We start from the raw sequence: 19345 nt of genomic DNA, 5'->3' as shown, positions 1-19345 counted from the left end.
TGTGGAAGCACGGTGACGTGTGAAGCTGACCAATACTAATTGCTCGTGAGGCTTGACTATACAACACCCAAACAGTTGTTGTATTCAAGATAAATTCAATACACAACTTGATTTAGTGTAGAAACTAGTTAAAATGCTGAACACAAAGTTAGACTCAATATCTAATCCGTTAATAACTCTTTGGTTCGTAAGTAAGGCAGACATGAAGTGAAAACACAACATGATCAATAAGACCCCAAAACACCACAACAGTTTGCTGGCGACAATAGCAAGAGTGAACCACCTGATCCCTTCCCGAACTCAGAAGTGAAACCTCTTAGCGCTGATGGTAGTGTGGCACTTGCCATGTGAGAGTAAGTCATCGCCAGCTTTTAAATACGAAACACCCCTAACCTAACGGTTAGGGGTGTTTTTTATGTCTAAACAATGCAGAATTTTACAAGCTGTTCAGTTCGCTTAGGATCGCCTCATTAAACTGGGGGATGTCATCTGGGCAGCGTGAAGTAATGAGTACCCAGCCCCCTGTATTACAGCGTTTAACAGCTTCATCTGTCCAATGTGCGCCTGCATTTTCTAGATCGAGGCGGATACTTTTATAAGAGGTCAGGTTCTTATCCTTAATACGCTCGGCATTAATCAAAGTCCAGGGTGCATGGCAAATGGCGGCAATCGGTTTGTTTTGATCAGTGAAATATTGAATGATCCGATGCGCATGTTCATTAAGACGAAGGGTGTCTGCGTTGACTGTACCGCCAGGAATAACCAGAATATCGTAGTCTTCCACTGAGACCTGCTCCAATGAGGCTTGTGGAGGGTAGCTTGGACCAGGTTCTTTATCACTTTTTACCGTTTGTACAGATTCTTTTTTTTCGGCGGCATGTATGGCTTCAATGCCTTTTCCTTTTAAAAACTCCAGTGGCTGAATCAGCTCATCATGCTCTACGCCTACATTTGAAGTGATAAATAATGCTTTTCTAACCATTGTGAAATTCCTCAATATTATTTTGTCTCTAGGTTAACAAAGTAAAATCCTGAAAAGTGTAGGGCTTTCATCGGTGGATTGTATCTCAATGGATACGCTATCAAATTTTGTTACATAGTGAAAATAATAAAAAAAGAAGCCCCATCATCCTGACGGGGCTTCTTGATATTCAGTTTATTGTCGTTTATTTCCTTTAAACAACTACATCCTGTGCATCTTGTTGTTCTGAATGAGACTTCCTGTCTCTCTATGATTGATAGATTAAAGCTAAAGTTGATGGCCGTATATTGCTTAAAGACGCTAATTATTGTAGGTTTAAGCTGACATCTATCTCACATGATATTTTTGTAGCTTTTCAATGATGGCTTTGAGTGTCTTAATTTCAAATTCATTTGCCTCAAAAGTTTCTGTTTGGTTTCGTTTAAAAATATCTCGGATTTCAAGAACCGCATTAGAATCAACCAGCCCAAGTTGTGTACCTACCTGACGGATTTGATCAATTGAACGTGAGCCATTGGTTGAACCATATCCAATATAAGCAGCAGATTTGCCTTGCCATTCTTTACCGAGATAGTCCAAGGCATTCTTGAGTGCTGGACTATAGCCATGATTATATTCAGGGCTAATCAAGATAAATGCCTGTGCCTGCGCAATTTTATCTGCCCACTGCTGTTGTTTAGGTTGATCATAAATACCAGAAGCTGGAGGATGAGCACCTGCAAATAAAGGTAAGTCCCACTCTTTAAGATCGATGATTTCGGTTTGAATATCTTTGAATGCGAGTTCAGTGGTTGCTTGTAGTACCCAATTGGCCACTTTAATTGCCGTGCGGCCTTCGCGAACACTACCAACAACAATATAAATGAGCATAGTAAAAATTCCTGTGTTATTGCTTTGATTTTAAAAATGAATACTTTTAATGATCTTATACTTTTCTTTAGCGTAAAAAAAAGCTCTCATTTGAGAGCTTTTTTGTTACATCAATTTGATGCCTTGCTGACCAACTGGGGTGACTCTGAAAATTTCTACTTCAAAGGTAATATTTTTACCAGCAAGAGGATGGTTAAAATCAATTTCTGTAGTGTCATCATTGACGGATTTTACGATACCGAACAAGGTCGCTTTGGCTTTATCTTCAAACTCAATCATATGACCAACGATCGGACGTTGCTCAAACTTTACAGTATCGAAGATTTGGATATTTTCAGGATTCCAAGGACCAAACGCATCTTCAGGGGGTAAATGAACAGTACGACGGTCGCCTGCACGTAAACCAAACAATGCCTTTTCAAATCCTGGTAGTAAGTTACCATCACCAATTACGAGGCTGACGGGTTCTTCACGATTACGTGTATTGTCAATCTCAACACCATTTTCAATGGATACAGAAAAATGTAAGTCGACTTTTGAGCCATCTTGAATGCGAATTTCTTCGTTTGGTTGGATAATTTCAGACATTTTTTGTTTCCGCATTTTGGATACGTTTCTTTTCAAGGAAGAAAGTATCAATAAGTAGCAGGATTGTTCCTAAGGTAATCGCACTATCTGCAATATTAAAAGCAGGGAAGTGACTGTCTTGATAATAGACATGAATAAAGTCAACGACATAACCCAATGAGACGCGGTCTATGAGGTTGCCTATAGCACCACCGAGAATTAATGCAATTGCCATCGGAAGGATGATCATCTTTTTTGGCATTTTCATTAACCAAAAAATAAAGATAATCGAGACAAAGCCTGCTAAAGAAGTAAAAAAGTAACGTTGCCAGCCACCAGCATCAGAAAGAAAACTGAATGCAGCACCATAGTTATGCAGTAATGTCCAATTCAGGAAAGGTAATACAGGAACAGGATCGGCATAGTTTAAGTGTGTACTTGCAATCCATTTTGTCCATTGATCTAACACAATGGCAAGGACTGATAGCCCGAGCCAAAGTAAATTGTGCGGATAAAATTGAAACAAGCCTTTTTTTGCTTGTGTATTAGGCATACTTTCTCACTTCGCCACTGCCAGTGACGTTGACGATACAACGAGCGCATAAACCAGTATGGCCAACGTGTGTATTTACATCAGGCAGCACATGCCAGCAACGTACACATTTTTCACCATCTGCTGCGGAGACTTGGACACGTAATCCTGAGAGATCCGTGCTTTCACCTTGTTCAGCATACGGGTAAACGATGACTTGAGACGTGATCAAGACGAAACGTAATTCATCAGCCAACTGATTTAATAATGTTTGTAATGCTTCATCTGCCCAAAGTTCAACTTTTGCAGATAAGTTACTACCAACAAGTTTAGCGTTACGTGCTGCTTCAATCTGTTTATTTACTGCTGATTTTACGCTAATCAATGTTTGCCAATTTGCTTCTGAAAGCAAGTTTGCTGTTGATGCCGTTGGGATGTCATACCATTCAGCAGTAAATACATATTTCTCAGTTTGCTCTGGGATCAATGGCCAAGCTTCTTGAGCAGTAAAGCTCAGGATTGGTGACATCCAGCGCACAAAAGCTTGTACTAAATGATACAACGCAGTTTGTGCTGAACGGCGAGCTTGTGAATTCGCTTTGGTGGTGTATTGACGATCTTTGATGATGTCGAGATAAAAACCACCCAAGTCATTGATACAGAAGTTGGTCAATGCATTGGTGACAATATGGAAATTCATCTCTTCATAGGCTTGCTGAATGGTTTTTTGAACATCAGCAGCACGTTGTAAGATGTATTGATCTAATGCAATCAACTCATTTACAGGTAGAACATCAGTTGATGGTTTGAAGCCATTTAAGTTTGCCAATAAGAAACGTAAAGTATTACGGATACGACGATAACCATCAGAGGCACGGCTAAAGATTTCTTTACCTGCGGTCATTTCATAGCGATAGTCAGCAGATGCGATCCAGAAGCGTAAGCCATCTGCACCCATATCTTTAATAATATCTTGTGGGGTGATGATGTTGCCTAATGATTTAGACATCTTACGACCTTTCTCATCCACGACGAAACCGTGAGTGAGTAGACCCTTATACGGTGCACGTTCATTAATCGCAATTGAAGTTAACAATGACGATTGGAACCAGCCACGATGTTGGTCAGAACCTTCAAGATACAGATCTGCTGGGTCTTGTAACTCTTCACGTTCACGCAACACTGCATAATGTGTAGTACCTGAGTCAAACCAAACGTCAAGTGTATCGCGTACGGCATTATACTGTTCAGCATCTGCGCCAATAAAATCGCTCGCATCACGGTTATACCAACCATCAATCCCTTCTTGTTCGATCAGTTGAGCGACTTCTTCGATCAATTCAGGCGTACGAGGATGCAAAGCATTGGTATCTTTGTGTACAAAGAATGGGATTGGTACACCCCAAGTCCGTTGACGTGAGATACACCAGTCAGGGCGTCCTTCAATCATCGACTGAATACGATTTTTACCCCAATCTGGGACAAACTCGATGTCATTTTCAATCGCATTCAAGGCTGTCTGACGTAAACCTTTAGCATCCATGCTGATAAACCATTGAGGTGTCGCACGGAAGATAATTGGGGTTTTATGACGCCAGCAGTGTGGATAGCTGTGTTTGATTGGCTGATGCGCCCATAGACGACCGACAGCACCCAAAGCTTCGATAATTTTTGGATTGGCTTTGTAAATATGCTCACCCGCAAAAATCGGTGCAGTTGGTAAATATACGCCATTACCACCGACAGGATTATCGACTTTTAGATTGTATTGCAGACCGACTTTATAGTCGTCCACACCGTGTCCAGGAGCGGTATGTACTGCACCTGTACCGCTGGTTGCGATAACGTGTTCACCTAAAATAACAGGCACTTGGCGATCAGTAATCAGAGGATGTTGTAATAAGACATTCTCGATTGCTGAACCTTTAAAATCAGCCAGTACCACTGGATTTTCAAGTTTATAGCGCTCAATTGCAGATTCAACCAGATCTTTGGCAAGAATAAAGTTTTGCTTGCCATGTTCAGTTGTCACTTGAACCAATTGATAGTCAATTTCAGCATGGAGTGCAACGGCTTGGTTGGCAGGCAACGTCCAAGGTGTGGTTGTCCAGATCACAATATCAGTCACTTCTTGGACATCAACACCAAGACGGCTGCTTAAATCTTTAAGGTCAACAACGGTGAAACCAACGTCAATTGCATCAGACTTTTTATCTTCATATTCAACTTCAGCTTCTGCGAGCGCAGAACCACAATCCAAGCACCAGTTCACAGGTTTTAAGCCGGGTTCGATATGACCTGCTTTGGCAATTGCGCCAAGCGAACGAACAATGTCTGCTTCTTGCTTAAAGTTCATGGTGAGGTAAGGATTATCCCAATCACCAAACACGCCCATGCGCACGAAGTCTTTTTTCTGTAATTCGACTTGGGTGTAGGCATATTCACGACACGCTTTACGGAAAGTTGAAGCATCGACTTTAACGCCCACTTTGCCGACTTTTTCTTCGACTTTCAGTTCGATTGGCAGACCGTGACAGTCCCAACCTGGTACGTATGGTGCATCGAAGCCATCCATAACACGGCTTTTAATAATAATGTCTTTGAGGACTTTATTGACTGCATGACCCAAATGGATTTGACCATTGGCATAAGGAGGGCCGTCATGAAGTACATATTTTTTCTTGCCAATACGCGATGCACGAATCTGCTGATAAATGTTGTCGGCATACCACTCTTCTAACCATTTGGCTTCACGCACAGCCAAATTTGCTTTCATGGCAAATTCAGTATCTGGCAAATTGAGTGTGGCTTTATAATCCACTGCATTTTCAGGAGTTTGCTTATCGCTCATGCAAGTTTTCTTCCAGTTTTATCAGTCTAAACTGACATGTATTACAAATGAAATTTAAATTTAAAAAGGAAATTCTGGTGTGCGTTCACGATAGTCTCGTAATTTTTGCACGTCATCATCAATTCCAGCTTTGAGTGCTTCAAGCGAAGGGTAATTCAGTTCACCATGTAGATAGTGAAGAAAAGTCACCCGCATCAATAAGCCATACAGATTAGCAGAAACATCAGGAAAATGTACTTCTAATCGCCACTCTGGATGTTCTTGTTTGATGGCTGGGCGTGTCCCGACATGACCTGCACCAAACAAACTATCAGCTTGATAGCCTGTAATTCCGTTCAAAGCAGGATCAGTGTGCTTTGTTTTTGCTGTGAGTGAGGCATTTTCACAGACGACATCCACCGCATAAATGCCGTTTAAACAAGGTTTATGACGGTTTAAACGAACATTGATGGTTGGAAAATCAAGGGTGCGTCCAATCTGGTCGCCATATTGCACCCGTCCCGTAATGCTGTAGGGACGGCCCAGCAGCTTTGCCGCCAAAGCAAGGTCGCCCTGCTGTAGAACCTGACGGATACGGGTTGAACTGACTCGTTCTCCATTCAGTGCCACCGTATTTAAATTGGTGACATCAAAGCCATAATCGCGTAAAAATTCGCTGTTGCCTTGGCGGTCTTTGCCAAAATGAAAATCATCGCCTAGCACCAAGCTTTGTGCATTGAGTTTTAATTTGAGTAGGTCGGCAAATTCAGTGGCATTTAAACTTCTAAAATATTGGTCAAATTTCGCAACTGCAATATAGTCCACACCGAGTTCAGTTAAATATTCTACTTTTTCTCTGAGCGAGCTGATGCGAGGAGGTGCATCATAACCTTTAAAAAATTCAAGCGGTTGTGGCTCAAAAATCATCACCAATGTTTTTAAGCCTTTGGCATCTGCCAATGTTTTGAGTTGGGCAATCATCGCTTGATGACCAAGATGGACACCATCAAAATTGCCAATCGTTACCGCAGTCGGCGGTAACTGAAAATCTGGCGATAATGCGTTGAGACGAAGCAACTTCATGGGCGTTAAATACAGTGATTTTGCAAAGGCTATATATTGCCATATTCTCAGCGTTTCGTCTTGTTGTTGTGTTTTTCATCAGTAAAAAATTCGGAGAAAGGCTTTTTAGGGTGATTGCTTAGCCCGCTTTATTCTGGTGGATAATTCGCTACACTACGCATTTTAAATTGTTGGGTGATCACGATGCAGTCTGATATTGCTTTAATCATGGCATTGCCGAATGAATCAAAGGGTCTGTTTGAGCAGGCAGGCATTCAGGTTCACTATAGTGGCATTGGCAAAATTAATGCAGCATTTAAAGCCTTTGAAGTGATTCAAAAGACAGGCTGCAAAACGCTGATCAATTTAGGTAGTGCAGGCAGTTCACACTTCGATGCACATAGTCTAGTTGAGGTCATCACTTTCGTGCAACGGGACATGGACGTGTCACCGCTGGGTTTTGCCGTGGGCGTGACCCCAATGGATGAGGACATTCCTGCCGAAATCCATGTTCAGCCGCATTTTGAACATTTACCTAAAGGGATCTGTGGTACAGGTGACTCCTTTGAAACAGGACAGCCAAAAGTATCCTGTAATCTGGTGGACATGGAAGCCTATGCCCTCGCCAAAGTGTGCCAGAAGCTTGGGGTGCGTTTGATTTCAGTCAAATATATTACAGATGGTGCCAATGATACGGCTCATTTAGATTGGGAAGAGAATCTGCTGCTTGGCGCACAAAAATTATTGGCGTTGTATCAGGCGCATTTTTAAATGCAACGATCTAACACTGTAGTGCGTTCTACTAAACATTTTTATTTATAAAGTATTGAAAGTAAATAATTTTGCATGTTGGGTTCGCATAACGGCCATTATGTTAAATGGACCCAAAACATTAATGTGATAGATCCGAAATTATATTGATAAAAGAGGTAATTTTATAAAAGGGAGATTCGCTTTAGCCATATCTTATATAACAGATCAAATTTAAAATTTTTCTAAAATTAACACTCAAATTCAACAATTTGGTCTAAGCTTGGTACCATTTTTAAAAATGCTCCCCACTCTTTGATAATTCTATAAAAGCATTCAAAACTCATATTTTCATCATATTTAGTATCATCATACCCCCAATAAATTAAAACATTTTCCTTAGTTATTTCCGCTCCCCAAGCATGAAATGCCCACATGTCATAGTAATTTAATTCACCATTTGAAATTTTTTCAATTTCAATCAGTCCTTCATCTATCCAATTGCTTAAACATTTTATTCCATGACCTTCGTCATCATTCAAAAAACTAAATATTAATCCTTTAAAAGTATTAGGTGCATCATAGCTTCCTGCTGCTGGGAATAGGTCACCATCATTCCATCTGTCTATCCAAAAAAAATGTACTTTCATTTCTTTCACTTATTAGAGCAATAATTAAATTTTTCTAAAATTAACATAATACGCCTTATGCGAAATAATTGAATTTTTCATTTATTATCAATATCTTAAATAAATTTGTTTCAGTAAATAGCACTCTGGAACGGTTTTTCTTGATCTTTCACGTTTCACGTATGTTTATTAATCAATTTTCTATATTTTTGATGAGCTCAATTGAATAATCGCCTTAATTATTTGGCAAGAAAAAGCGACTCACAGAGTCGCTTTTCTTATGTATTTCAATTGCTAAAATTAAAGCTTTTAACTAAAGAAAACTTAACGTGGCAACACACCATACAACATCATATGCACAGTGTGCTCAACCGTACGTTGAAACATACTACGGTTACGCAAAGTTTTACCTGTGACCATTTCCATTTGCGTCGAAAAATCAGCATAATTTTGGGTGATTGCCCAAATATTGAGAATCAACAATTCAGGGTCAATCTCTGCCGACAATTTACCTTGTTCTTGCCAAGTTTGAATCACCTTGGTTTTACGCTTAAATAGCTTTTTCAAAGGGCCTTTTAAGATTGGTAAAATATGCGGCGCACCTTGAATAATCTCAAGGGCAAATAAACGTGAGGCTTTCGGTTGATCACGCGAGCTTTCAATTTTTTGAATTAAATAGTGAGTGAGGGCTTCAGTTGGCTCAAGCTCAGACTCTAGCGTTTGCAAGGGTGCAAGCCACTTTTGTAATACCGTGGTGAGCACTTCAACATAAAGAGACTCTTTATTTTCATAATAATAGAAAATATTGGATTTATGCATATTTGCGAGCTGGGCAATCTCATCCAGACTAGCACCACTGAATCCATAGACGGAAAAAACATCGAGGGCAGCATTCAGCAGTTGATTGCGCTTTTGTGTACTTTTTTTCTGTTCCATCTGCGAGCTTGATTCAAAAAATGTCATTGACATTGTAAGATAAATTGTCCGATTTGTGCACAATAACACAGTTTTTTTGTCGAAAAATACGCAGTTCCAAGATGAATTGAAGCGATCTAATTGATAATACTTGAAATCTAAAAAATGAATTACATATTTTGTAAACAATTCAGTGTTAAATGCTGATGAATAAGCTCATTTTTTGATGCATATCCAGTGGAATTTATGATCATGGTGCGGTTTTAAGTTGCTAAAACCGCATCTAACACTTGTTGTTCCAACTGCGCAAATGCAATAGTTTTCTTACGTGGTCGTGGTAAATTCACTTGAAATTGATGTGCAATATGTCCTTGATCTAGCAAAATAATTCGATCTGCCAATTGTACCGCTTCACTCACATCGTGTGTGACCAAAATTGCAGTAAAACCTTGTTCTTTCCAAAGGCGTTCAATCAGGCTTTGCATTTCTAAACGTGTGAGAGCATCTAGCGCCCCTAAGGGTTCATCCAGTAATAAAATACGTGGTGCATGAGAAAGTGCTCTGGCTAATGCGGCACGTTGACGTTGACCTCCAGAGAGTTGAGTTGGCCACTGTGTGGATTTGTCTTTTAAGCCTACTTTTTCTAATAAATTTTCAGCAAGTAGGTGTTGATCTTTTGGTAAACCTAATTGTACATTGTGTAAAATATTTTTCCACGGAAGTAAGCGTGGATCTTGAAACATAACGCGAATATCATCGTTTGTGATGCCTTCACGAAAGTTTCTTGCGGACTGAAATTTAATCTCGCCATAACTGGGTTTTTCAAGTTGGGCGATTAAGCGGAGTAGGGTGCTTTTACCACAACCACTGCGACCTACTATGGCGACAAATTCACCTGCTTGAATATTTAAGTCTAAGTCTTCAAGCACTTTGACTTCACCATAAAACTTATACAGTTGTTCAATCAGAATATTTGCCCCATTGCTATTGTTTGCAGTATTCGATGCTTCAGATTCACCAATGGGTTGAATCAAGGGATTTTCATAGAAATTTAAATTTAGATTACTCATATAGTTGACCTTTTTATTTTTGATAGCCTGCATGCCAACGTAATAAATATCGCTCTAGCGCTCGCGCCAACACATCCGCTAATTTTCCAAGTATGGCGTAAAGTAAAATACCGACCAAAACGATATCGGTTTGCAAGAACTCACGTGCATTCATGGTCATATAGCCGATACCTGCTTGAGCGGAAATCGTTTCTGCCACGATAAGCAGTACCCAAACTAAACCTAAGGCAAAGCGAAGTCCCACTAAGATAGAAGGCATTGCGCCGGGTAGAATGATCTCTTTATACAATTGCCAGCGATTGAGTCCGTAACTTTTACCCATTTCAATCAACTGAGGATCTACCGAGCGAATTCCATGATAGGTATTGATGTAGATTGGGAAAAATACACCTACTGCGACTAAAAAGAGTTTGGCTGTTTCATCAATACCAAACCACAAAATTACCAGCGGAATGAGTGCTAGTGCAGGGATATTGCGGATCATTTGCAATGTGGTATCAAGTAAGGTCGATGCAATACGTGATGAACCATTAAGTAGTCCTAAAAGTAGTCCGAGACCACCGCCGATCAACAAACCAAGCAGGGCACGACCTGCGCTGACTTTGACATGATGCCAAAGTTCACCACTGATCAGTAAGTGCCAAAAAGCACTCACTACAGCAGTTGGAGCAGGTAATACACGGCTTTGTAATAGACCTGAACTTGAAGCAGCTTGCCAAATCAGTAGCAATAAAACGGGAAACAACCACGGCAAGAGACCTTTGCCTATTTTTTGTGTTCCACGTGAAACATTATTTAGAAATGGTGTTGTACTCATGCCTCCTCCTTAACCAACGCTTTTGGTGTTTTGACCTCAGGCACATAGTTATTGGCAATGATTTCACCAAAAGGACCTGTGAGATGTGGTTGTGTCAGTTTCTCACGAGTTTTGAGTGGCAGAAGTGGAAATACTAATTCAGCAAAGCGGATCGATTCTTCCAAATGTGGATAGCCAGAGAAAATAAAGGTATCAATCCCCAAGTCAGCATATTCTTGAATACGTGCAGCAACAGTTTTTGGATCGCCGACTAAAGCTGTACCTGCACCGCCACGAACTAAACCGATACCTGCCCATAAGTTTGGTGAGACTTCTAATTGATCTTTGCGTCCGCCGTGTAAAGCCGCCATGCGTTGCTGCCCGACCGAGTCCATTTGTGCAAATTTTTTCTGCGCTGCTGCAATAGTCTCATCATCTAAATATTGAATGAGTTCATCCGCGGCAGCCCAAGCTTGTTCATTGGTTTCACGAACAATCACGTGCAATCGGATACCATAGTTTAGAGTACGTCCTTTGGCTGCTGCTTGAGCACGTAAATGATTAATTTTTTCTTCTACCGCGGCAGGTGGTTCACCCCAAGTTAAATAAGTATCAACCTGTTCAGCGGCGAGTTCAGTTGCTTCTGTTGATGATCCACCAAACCATAGCGGAGGATAGGGCTTTTGCACAGGTGGATAAAGTAATTTTGCTTCATCGACACTGAGTCGTTCGCCATGAAAAGTAAAGGATTCGCCTGTATGGGAACGAGTCAGAATCTCACGCCAAATTTTGACATATTCAGAGGCAGTCTGATAACGAGTACTGTGATCTTCATATAGACCATCGCCTTTGAGTTCCTGCTCGTCACCGCCTGTTACAAGATTGAGTAAAATACGACCATTGGAGAGGCGATCAAAGGTAGCAGCCATGCGCGCCGCCAATGCGGGGGTCGTAATTCCGGGACGTAGTGCCACCAAAAACTTTAATTGTTTGGTTACATCAATGAGGCTGGCTGCTGTGATCCATGGATCTTCACAAGAACGACCTGTTGGAATCAATACGCCAGCATAACCAAGGTTGTCGACAGCAACGGCGATTTGTTTCATATAAGCATGATCGACCTGACGTGCGCCCTTGCTGGTGCCTAAGTAACGGCTGTCACCATGAGTGGGGATGAACCAGAAAATATTCATGTCGATATTCCTTATGAAGAATGAGATCATGTGAATGAGACAGATTGCATCGTGTTTTAGATTGCAATCTGCATGGGGGATAAAGCACTTTGATTGATCACAATCAAAACCAATGAGAAATTACCTAAAGTAGACTCTCAATTATTGAACTTGGTTTTTTAATACAGCATCTGCAATGACCAGTTGCTTTGGAATTAATTTCTGAGCAAAAAAGGCATCAGCTACGTACTGCTGTTCTTTTGCAACTTTTTCAGAAATTGGCTGAACACCAAAACCCATACGAGAAATTGAAGTTTTTAAAACATCGAGTTCAAGTGCAGTTGGTTTTTCGAGTAATTTTGCAGCATCATCAGGATGGGTCTTTACCCAATCTGTGGTTTGATTCAATGTTGTTACCAGTGTTTTTAGAACTTCGGGATGTCCTTCCGCAAACTTACGATCAGCTAAATAGAATTGATGATTGCTGACCAAATGCTCGCCGTTTGCGATCACACGTGCATGGATTTGGTGCTCTGCTGCTGCGAAGAATGGATCCCATATCACCCAAGCATCGACTGCGCCTTTTTCAAATGCTGCGCGAGCATCTGATGGTGGTAAATAAACAGGCTGAATATCGTTTAAAGTTAAATTATTGGCTTCTAGTAATTTCAATAAAAGATAATGAACGTTTGACCCTTTGTTCAATGCAATACGTTTACCTTTCAGGTCTTGTACAGATTGTATTGGTGAATCTTTTTGAACGATTAAGGCTTCTGCGGTAGGTGCTGGTGGCTGATTTGCAACATAGACCAAGTTAGGATTTGCTGCTTGAGCAAAGATCGGAGGCGCTTCACCGGCCTCGCCAAATACGACACTACCTACATTTAAGCCTTCTAAAAGTTGGGGGCCGGCTGGAAATTCAACCCATTTTACATTGACGCCCTGAGCAGCAAGATTCTTTTCTAATTCACCTTTTGCTTTGACAATCGGCAAAATGCCATACTTTTGAAAGCCGATATTTAATGTGGTGGTTTCTTGTTTTGGTGTTGCTTGCTGCTCAGGTTTTTTTGCACAACCGGCAACGCCCATTACGCCAGCAATAGTTGCTGCGATGATGGTTGAAGTTGCCCATGAGCGATTGATAAAAATAGCCATGTTGATTGTGCTCCCCAGAAAATTATAAGATCTAAATAAGTTGAGCAATTAAGCTAAAACTTTTTTTAATGCATAAAAAATAAATAATTGGGCTTTGCTTATGATGAAAAGTGCAAAATAGAAAAATAGATAATGTTATTGAGAAGATGAATAAGTATTGAAATTTAATTCACAATTAAGTTTCTGTTTTATATTTTGATTTTTAAAAAAACAGTGCGCTTATTTTTCTAATGAGCTGAATAAAAATAAAAATGAAAGAAGTCAAAAGATATCTTTATCAGAAATAAAGATATCTTCAAGTCAAATATAATTAGAACAAAACTTTTTTGAAGACTAAGGAATTACGCTGATAATTGTACAGCGCTTGTCGAGCATTCGGTAAATCATCAACACTTGCTGGGCTAAAACCCTGCTCTAAAAACCAATGTGCGGTACGGGTCGTGAGAACAAACAGTTGTTGAATACCTTGTTGTTTCGCTTTGGTTTCCAAAAATTGCAAAATTTGGCTACCACGATTTGATTTACGATAACTCGAATCGACAGCGACACAGGCAATTTCAGCAGATTTAATTTCACCTGATTCAGCCGGAATAGGATAGAGCGCTGCACAGGCTAAGATCATGCCATCTCGTTCAATCACTGCGAACTGTTCTATTTCACTTTCAAGACGTTCACGTGAACGATAGACTAAAATACCTTCCTGTTCGAGTGGACGTAATAAGTTGATTAAACCGCCAACATCATGAATATTGGCAATGCGTACTTCTTCATAGTGGGCATCTGTGATTAAAGTGCCAATCCCGTCGCGTGTAAATAGTTCTTCAATCAAAGCACCATCATAAGTATATGAAATGAGGTGAACACGATGCACCCCAGATAATGAAGCTTGTTGAGCTTGTTTGAGGTGTAAGGCGAATTCTGGATATTGTGTTTGGTATTGTTGAATATAAGGTTCAAGTTGATACGAGCTTAATTCACGTAATAATTGTTGTTGCTCATTCATTAATCCTTGTTTTTCACCCAAGAAAATCAATTTATCGGCTTGTAATGCAGTTGCTGTTTTAGTCGCAACTTCTTCCGCCAATAAGTTAAATACTTCTCCAGTGGTTGAGTAACCTGTAGGCCCTAGTAACACAATATTATGATTATCTAAGTGACGTTGAATCGCATCGGTATCAATTGAACGGACTTCACCTGTGAGCTGAAAATCAACTCCATCCCGAATGCCATAGGGTTTAGCCGTTACAAAGTTACCCGAAACGACATCAATGCGGGCACCATACATGGGTGAATTTGCTAAGCCCATTGATAGAAGAGCTTCAATTTCGAGACGAATTGAACCCACGGCATTCATCACCCCACGCAGTGACTCACGTGTGGTAATGCGGCGGTTTTGGTGGAAAGGTGTTTCAATATTCCGTTCAGTGAGGTTCTGGTTAATCTGTGGTCGTGCGCCATGCACCAAAATCAAACGAATCCCTAAAGAATGCAATAGGGCAATATCATGAATAATATGCTGAAAGTTTTGGTGTAAGACGGCCTCACCACCAAACATAAGCACAAAAGTTTTATCACGATGGGCATTAATATATGGTGCTGAGTGGCGAAACCAATGCACATAATCTTGCGTTGTGCTATGTGAAGTTTCAGTTATTTGGTTCGCCATGTTCATCTCAGATATACATCAATTTATCTGATTCTAACGAAAAAAATAAAAAGATAAATCTATTCCTAAAACAACGCTTCAACTTTGTACAGTCATCGTCCGAGAATATGTTTAGAACCCCATGATTCGGATAATACTATTATCATCAGAATTGACTAAAATAAAATCATTATTGATTTTATACCATTGCTCATTACGACCAGGGCGTGGGAGATTATTATATTTATAATCAACTTTGTAGCCGTTTCCGCGATAATGCTGTGGCATGACGTAACCTGCTTGCCAGCGATGTTGTTTTAAACGCTCAACACCACGTTCTTCACGCATACGACGTTCACGCATACGGTTTTCATCATCTGGACGATCAAAGTTACGACCTTGCCAGCCCCCACCGCGTGAGTCATCATCACGATCAAAATGTGGACCTGCAAAACTACCCATACTACTCAATAGGGTTGTTGAACCTAAAACCAAGATAATGAAAAATTTTTTCATGATGCACCTTATGGACTTCGGATGTCTCTCATGTGAAAACTGTACCTTAAAAATGCAGAGAAACTGTGAAGATCAATTCATTATTCCATTAAAAAGATGGAGATCCTTAAGCAATTTCTCTAGAAAAGTATCATCGAAGCCCGTATTTAATATTGTTTAAATTTATTATATTCAATTGGTTAAGATTGAGCATCAATACTTTGCCCATTCATATCTAAACTATCATCACCCATCAAATAAAGATATGCAGGCATAATGCTATCTGGCGTTGGAAGGACTTTTGGATCTTCTTCTGGGTAAGCCTTCGCACGCATCGCTGTACGGGTACCGCCTGGATTAATGCAGTTAAAACGAATATTCGGATAGGTGTTTTCTGCTGCAAAAATCTTACTCATTGCTTCGGTTGCAACTTTAGAAACAGAGTATGCTCCCCATAAAGCACGAGCTTCACGACCTACACTCGAACTGGTAAATACCACTGAAGCATGTTCAGATTTTTCAAGCAGTGGTAATAATGCTTGAGTTAACGCGAAAGGTGCACGTAAATTTACGGCCATGACATCGTCCCAAACATCAACAGGGTAATCCGCTAGTTCAACTCGATCACCTAACATGCCCGCATTATGTAAAATTCCATCCAAGCGACCAAATTGTTGCTCAAGCGTATCGACAAGAAGCTCATAGTCATGACTGGATGCAGTTGAAAGCTGTAATGGCAATATTGCAGGCTGTGGTGCACCTAAACCTTCAATTTCATCATAAATGACTTCAAGTTTATTCAGGCTACGTCCATGCAAAACCACAGTTGCACCATGAAGGGCATAACTAAGAGCAGCAGCTCGACCAATTCCATCACCTGCGCCCGTGATGAGAATGATACGATCTTTGAGTAGATCTGGACGAGGTTGATATTCTGAATATTTCATTGTTATGCCTCCTAGTTCTTATGTTGAATGTTTAGCTCATCATACCCTGATTTTCTGATAAAGCAGAGATTTTCTGTTTGAGCAGTTGATGTAATTCAGTCACAGTTTGGATAATTGCATCTGCTTGCCAAGCGTTCAGATCATCACGAGATTCTATTGGTAAATAGCCGTAAGCCGCCAAAATGGTATACATCTCTGCATTTCGACCTGCATCAATATCACGTGGGTGATCCCCCACATAGATAATGTCTTTGGCATCCAGATTCAACTGTTTCGCCGCTAGATACATCGGTTCAGGATCGGGTTTGGTATGCGTGACATCTTCAGGGCAAACCAAAACTGCACAGCGTTCAGTTAAATTTAATTCAGCCAATAATGATTCACTTAAACCACGTGGTTTATTGGTGACAATTCCCCAAGGAATCTGGTTTGCCTCAAGTTCTTCGAGCAGAGGATACATCCCAACAAATAAATCCGTATCAACCACAATATTGTCACCGTATACATCTAAAAAGCGCTGGCGATGGGCGAGAAAGACGGGATCGGTCACATCCAATTCTGGATACACCAATTTGACCATTGCCCGTGCGCCTTCAGACACTTGAGTGCGAATGGTTGCTGCATCAACAACAGGACGTTGTTCATCACGGCACATTTGTTGAATGATGCGAATAAAATCTGCAGCAGTATCGATCAAAGTACCATCAAGATCAAATAAAACGGCTTTCATTAGGCACCTGTATTTGTGGTATGAACCATATAATTCACATCTACATTGGGTGCTAACCAATAATGCTTAGTGATAGGGTTGTAATGTAAGCCAGTCATTTCTTTTAGACTCAGACCTGCGTTACGAATATCATGCGCCATTTCTGAAGGACGGATAAATTTATGATAATCATGCGTGCCTTTTGGTAACAAACGTAGGACATATTCTGCGCCAATAATTGCGAATAAATATGATTTTGGATTGCGATTAATGGTCGAAAAGAAGACGTGTCCACCAGGTTTAACCAGTGTTTGACAGGCTTTGACAATTGAGGCTGGATCAGGAACGTGCTCCATCATTTCCATACAAGTTACTACGTCATATTGTCCTGCATGTTGTTGCGCCAACTCCTCAACTGGGATTTGACGATATTCAATATTTTGCACATTGTCTTGCTGTGCGTGTAAACGTCCTACAGCCAGCGGTGCTTCGCCCATGTCGATCCCTAAAACATCAGCGCCACGACGAGCCATGCTTTCTGCCAAAATACCGCCACCACAGCCAACATCAAGCACTTTCTTACCTGCTAAGCCACCAACTCGTTCGTCAATCCAATTTAAACGTAAAGGATTGATTTGATGAAGTGGGCGGAATTCAGAATGTTGATCCCACCATTTGGCAGCCAATGCTTCAAATTTTGCGATTTCTTGTGGGTCAACATTCAATTGCGACATGGTGTCACCTCTATTTATTGGCATAATGATCTAGGTCTAGTGTAGCGATTCTTGAAAAAAAAGCGATAAATCCTATAAAAAACTTCACAGAAGCAAAACAAATTGATCGTGTTTGATTTATATTTAGCATATAAACTTACGAAAAATGCTTAGAGGAAAAGCAAACTCAATGAAAAAGTTAGTATTAGGTGGTTTAAGTGCGGTTGTAATGGCATTTTCGATGAATGCAATGGCTGCTGATTTTGTTGCTGGTAAAGATTATACTGTGGTTGCCAATCCGGGTAAAACAGCTGCGCCAGCGGGAAAAATTGAAGTACGTGAATTCTTTTGGTACGGTTGCCCGCACTGCTTTAAGCTTGAACCACATATGCAAACGTGGTTAAAGAAGATTCCAAGCGATGTATATTTCCTCCGTACGCCAGCAGCGATGAATAAAGTATGGGAGCAGGGTGCTCGAGGTTACTATGTGTCTGAGGCACTAGGTGTACGTAAGAAAACCCATATTCCACTGTTCCATGCCATCCATGACGGCGGACAACAAATTTTTGATCAAGCATCACAAGCAAAATTCTTTGCTCGTTATGGTGTGCCTGAACAGAAATTTAACAGTATGTTTAACTCTTTCCCAATCACTGCAAAAGTGGCTGAATCTAATCAGTTGGCGCAGCAGTACCAGTTGACGGGTGTGCCAGCCGTGGTGGTTGCGGGTAAATATGTGGTGCAAGGTGAAGATGGCAAGGTAACTCAGGTAGTTGACTATCTGCTTGAGAAAGAGCGCAAGGGCGGTAAATAATTTACGGGTTTGTGGTGGTGTAAAGAAGGACTGTTCAATACGGTCCTTTTTATTTTAGGGCTGTTCCAGTTGAAACTCTTTTAAATCGATTTGAACTTTTTGTGTCGGTAAAGACAGAGCTTGGTTTACATACAGGTTAATCAGCTTCTCACGAGAACCAATTGAACGCTGGTAATAACTCGAGTTCAGTAATAACGCTGCGCCGTAAGTCAGTGACCAAATATAAGATAGATAGTCACGAATCGACATATCATAATTTTGTGATTTTAAATATTTTTCCGTCATATCTTTCAAAGAAACAATACGTTGCTGACGGATTGCATAAAGCTCATCGAACAGATGTTTGAGCTTGGACTCAGTCATCGTCAGATGTTCTTCTAACTGATGCAGTAAAATCGTACGACTCGGTGAGGTTAAATGATAAAGCATATAGCGAGGCGCATATTCTTTAACATCAGTGTTATATTTTTCTGAAATTTTTAGGATTTCTTTTTCATTTTGAATAATCAGTTCCAACAGTAATTCATTTTTACTGCGGAAATGTTTATATAAAGTACCTTTAGCAATATCTAGCTCGGCAACCAGTTCATCCAAGGTCATTTCTTGGTTGTTTTCTAATAAAAGTTTTTCTGCAACCTGCAAAATTTTTTCTTTACGAATTAAGAACTGAGTATGACGATCAGGATTCATGA

General features: G+C 40.5%; 20 protein-coding genes and 1 rRNA gene. 3 read left to right on the top strand and 18 right to left on the bottom strand.

What is annotated here, in order from left to right; genetic code table 11:
- The first annotated feature begins 255 nt into the window (after positions 1–255).
- Positions 256–370, top strand: a 5S ribosomal RNA gene (gene rrf / locus HYG88_RS13420).
- A 66-nt stretch (positions 371–436) separates the two neighbouring features.
- Here rrf and HYG88_RS13415 read toward each other — a convergent pair.
- The 6 genes from HYG88_RS13415 to ribF form a co-directional block, all read right to left on the bottom strand.
- Positions 437–982 carry a type 1 glutamine amidotransferase domain-containing protein gene (locus HYG88_RS13415; protein WP_178883261.1) on the bottom strand — a complete coding sequence of 182 codons (546 nt, stop codon included), beginning with the start codon at positions 980–982 and terminating at the stop codon, positions 437–439.
- Positions 983–1309: 327 nt separating this feature from the next.
- Positions 1310–1852, bottom strand: coding sequence for an NADPH-dependent FMN reductase (locus HYG88_RS13410; protein WP_178883260.1), 543 nt, complete (start codon positions 1850–1852; stop codon positions 1310–1312).
- Between the two features lie 105 nt (positions 1853–1957).
- The gene (locus tag HYG88_RS13405) at positions 1958–2440 is read right to left on the bottom strand and encodes a peptidylprolyl isomerase (protein ID WP_178883259.1); all 483 of its coding nucleotides are present in this window, start codon (positions 2438–2440) and stop codon (positions 1958–1960) included.
- Positions 2433–2972, bottom strand: a complete 540-nt coding sequence (lspA, locus tag HYG88_RS13400) for a signal peptidase II (RefSeq protein ID WP_005403815.1) — start codon at positions 2970–2972, stop codon at positions 2433–2435. Before lspA ends, HYG88_RS13405 begins: the two co-directional genes overlap by 8 nt.
- A complete protein-coding gene (gene ileS, locus HYG88_RS13395; RefSeq protein WP_178883258.1) occupies positions 2965–5802 on the bottom strand; it encodes an isoleucine--tRNA ligase in 2838 nt (945 codons plus the stop codon). Before ileS ends, lspA begins: the two co-directional genes overlap by 8 nt.
- A 60-nt stretch (positions 5803–5862) precedes the next feature.
- Entirely contained in the window at positions 5863–6864 is a 1002-nt protein-coding gene (gene ribF / locus HYG88_RS13390; protein WP_178883257.1) for a riboflavin biosynthesis protein RibF, read from the bottom strand.
- 183 nt (positions 6865–7047) lie between these two features.
- On the opposite strand from ribF, the gene HYG88_RS13385 reads away from it, so the two are divergent.
- Entirely contained in the window at positions 7048–7614 is a 567-nt protein-coding gene (locus HYG88_RS13385) for a hypothetical protein (protein ID WP_004907347.1), read from the top strand.
- A gap of 230 nt (positions 7615–7844) precedes the next feature.
- Here HYG88_RS13385 and HYG88_RS13380 read toward each other — a convergent pair whose 3' ends face one another.
- The 11 genes from HYG88_RS13380 to ubiG form a co-directional block, all read right to left on the bottom strand.
- Positions 7845–8243 (bottom strand): hypothetical protein, encoded by a 399-nt coding sequence (locus HYG88_RS13380; RefSeq protein ID WP_178883256.1) that lies wholly within the window; start codon positions 8241–8243, stop codon positions 7845–7847.
- Positions 8244–8546: 303 nt separating this feature from the next.
- Positions 8547–9158 carry a TetR/AcrR family transcriptional regulator gene (locus HYG88_RS13375; protein ID WP_004907340.1) on the bottom strand — a complete coding sequence of 204 codons (612 nt, stop codon included), beginning with the start codon at positions 9156–9158 and terminating at the stop codon, positions 8547–8549.
- Positions 9159–9400: 242 nt separating this feature from the next.
- Positions 9401–10207: an ATP-binding cassette domain-containing protein gene (locus tag HYG88_RS13370; RefSeq protein WP_087547339.1), complete on the bottom strand. Its 807-nt coding sequence runs from the start codon at positions 10205–10207 to the stop codon at positions 9401–9403.
- A 13-nt stretch (positions 10208–10220) separates the two neighbouring features.
- Complete coding sequence (ssuC, locus tag HYG88_RS13365) at positions 10221–11024, bottom strand: aliphatic sulfonate ABC transporter permease SsuC (RefSeq protein ID WP_178883255.1); 804 nt, start codon at positions 11022–11024, stop codon at positions 10221–10223.
- Complete coding sequence (gene ssuD / locus HYG88_RS13360; protein ID WP_178883254.1) at positions 11021–12196, bottom strand: FMNH2-dependent alkanesulfonate monooxygenase; 1176 nt, start codon at positions 12194–12196, stop codon at positions 11021–11023. The genes ssuC and ssuD overlap by 4 nt, the downstream gene beginning before the upstream one ends.
- 141 nt (positions 12197–12337) lie before the next feature.
- Positions 12338–13330 (bottom strand): sulfonate ABC transporter substrate-binding protein, encoded by a 993-nt coding sequence (locus HYG88_RS13355; protein ID WP_178883253.1) that lies wholly within the window; start codon positions 13328–13330, stop codon positions 12338–12340.
- A 310-nt stretch (positions 13331–13640) separates the two neighbouring features.
- On the bottom strand, positions 13641–14996 hold the full coding sequence (gene argA / locus HYG88_RS13350) for an amino-acid N-acetyltransferase (RefSeq protein WP_178883252.1): 1356 nt from the start codon (positions 14994–14996) through the stop codon (positions 13641–13643).
- A 111-nt stretch (positions 14997–15107) separates the two neighbouring features.
- A complete protein-coding gene (locus HYG88_RS13345) occupies positions 15108–15491 on the bottom strand; it encodes an RcnB family protein (protein ID WP_087536667.1) in 384 nt (127 codons plus the stop codon).
- Between the two features lie 179 nt (positions 15492–15670).
- Positions 15671–16417 (bottom strand): YciK family oxidoreductase, encoded by a 747-nt coding sequence (locus tag HYG88_RS13340; protein ID WP_178883251.1) that lies wholly within the window; start codon positions 16415–16417, stop codon positions 15671–15673.
- Between the two features lie 31 nt (positions 16418–16448).
- Positions 16449–17147 carry an HAD family hydrolase gene (locus tag HYG88_RS13335; RefSeq protein ID WP_178883250.1) on the bottom strand — a complete coding sequence of 233 codons (699 nt, stop codon included), beginning with the start codon at positions 17145–17147 and terminating at the stop codon, positions 16449–16451.
- Positions 17147–17860 carry a bifunctional 2-polyprenyl-6-hydroxyphenol methylase/3-demethylubiquinol 3-O-methyltransferase UbiG gene (ubiG, locus tag HYG88_RS13330; RefSeq protein WP_178883249.1) on the bottom strand — a complete coding sequence of 238 codons (714 nt, stop codon included), beginning with the start codon at positions 17858–17860 and terminating at the stop codon, positions 17147–17149. Before ubiG ends, HYG88_RS13335 begins: the two co-directional genes overlap by 1 nt.
- A 169-nt stretch (positions 17861–18029) precedes the next feature.
- On the opposite strand from ubiG, the gene HYG88_RS13325 reads away from it, so the two are divergent.
- A complete protein-coding gene (locus tag HYG88_RS13325) occupies positions 18030–18653 on the top strand; it encodes a thiol:disulfide interchange protein DsbA/DsbL (RefSeq protein WP_178883248.1) in 624 nt (207 codons plus the stop codon).
- A 54-nt stretch (positions 18654–18707) separates the two neighbouring features.
- Here the strand turns inward: HYG88_RS13325 and HYG88_RS13320 are convergent, their stop codons facing one another.
- Positions 18708–19343, bottom strand: coding sequence for a TetR/AcrR family transcriptional regulator (locus tag HYG88_RS13320; protein WP_178883247.1), 636 nt, complete (start codon positions 19341–19343; stop codon positions 18708–18710).
- Positions 19344–19345: the final 2 nt, after the last annotated feature.

The sequence above is a fragment of the Acinetobacter sp. SwsAc4 genome, from assembly GCF_013391535.1.
GTDB lineage: Bacteria > Pseudomonadota > Gammaproteobacteria > Pseudomonadales > Moraxellaceae > Acinetobacter.
This window is presented reverse-complemented; position numbering and strand designations above follow the sequence as displayed.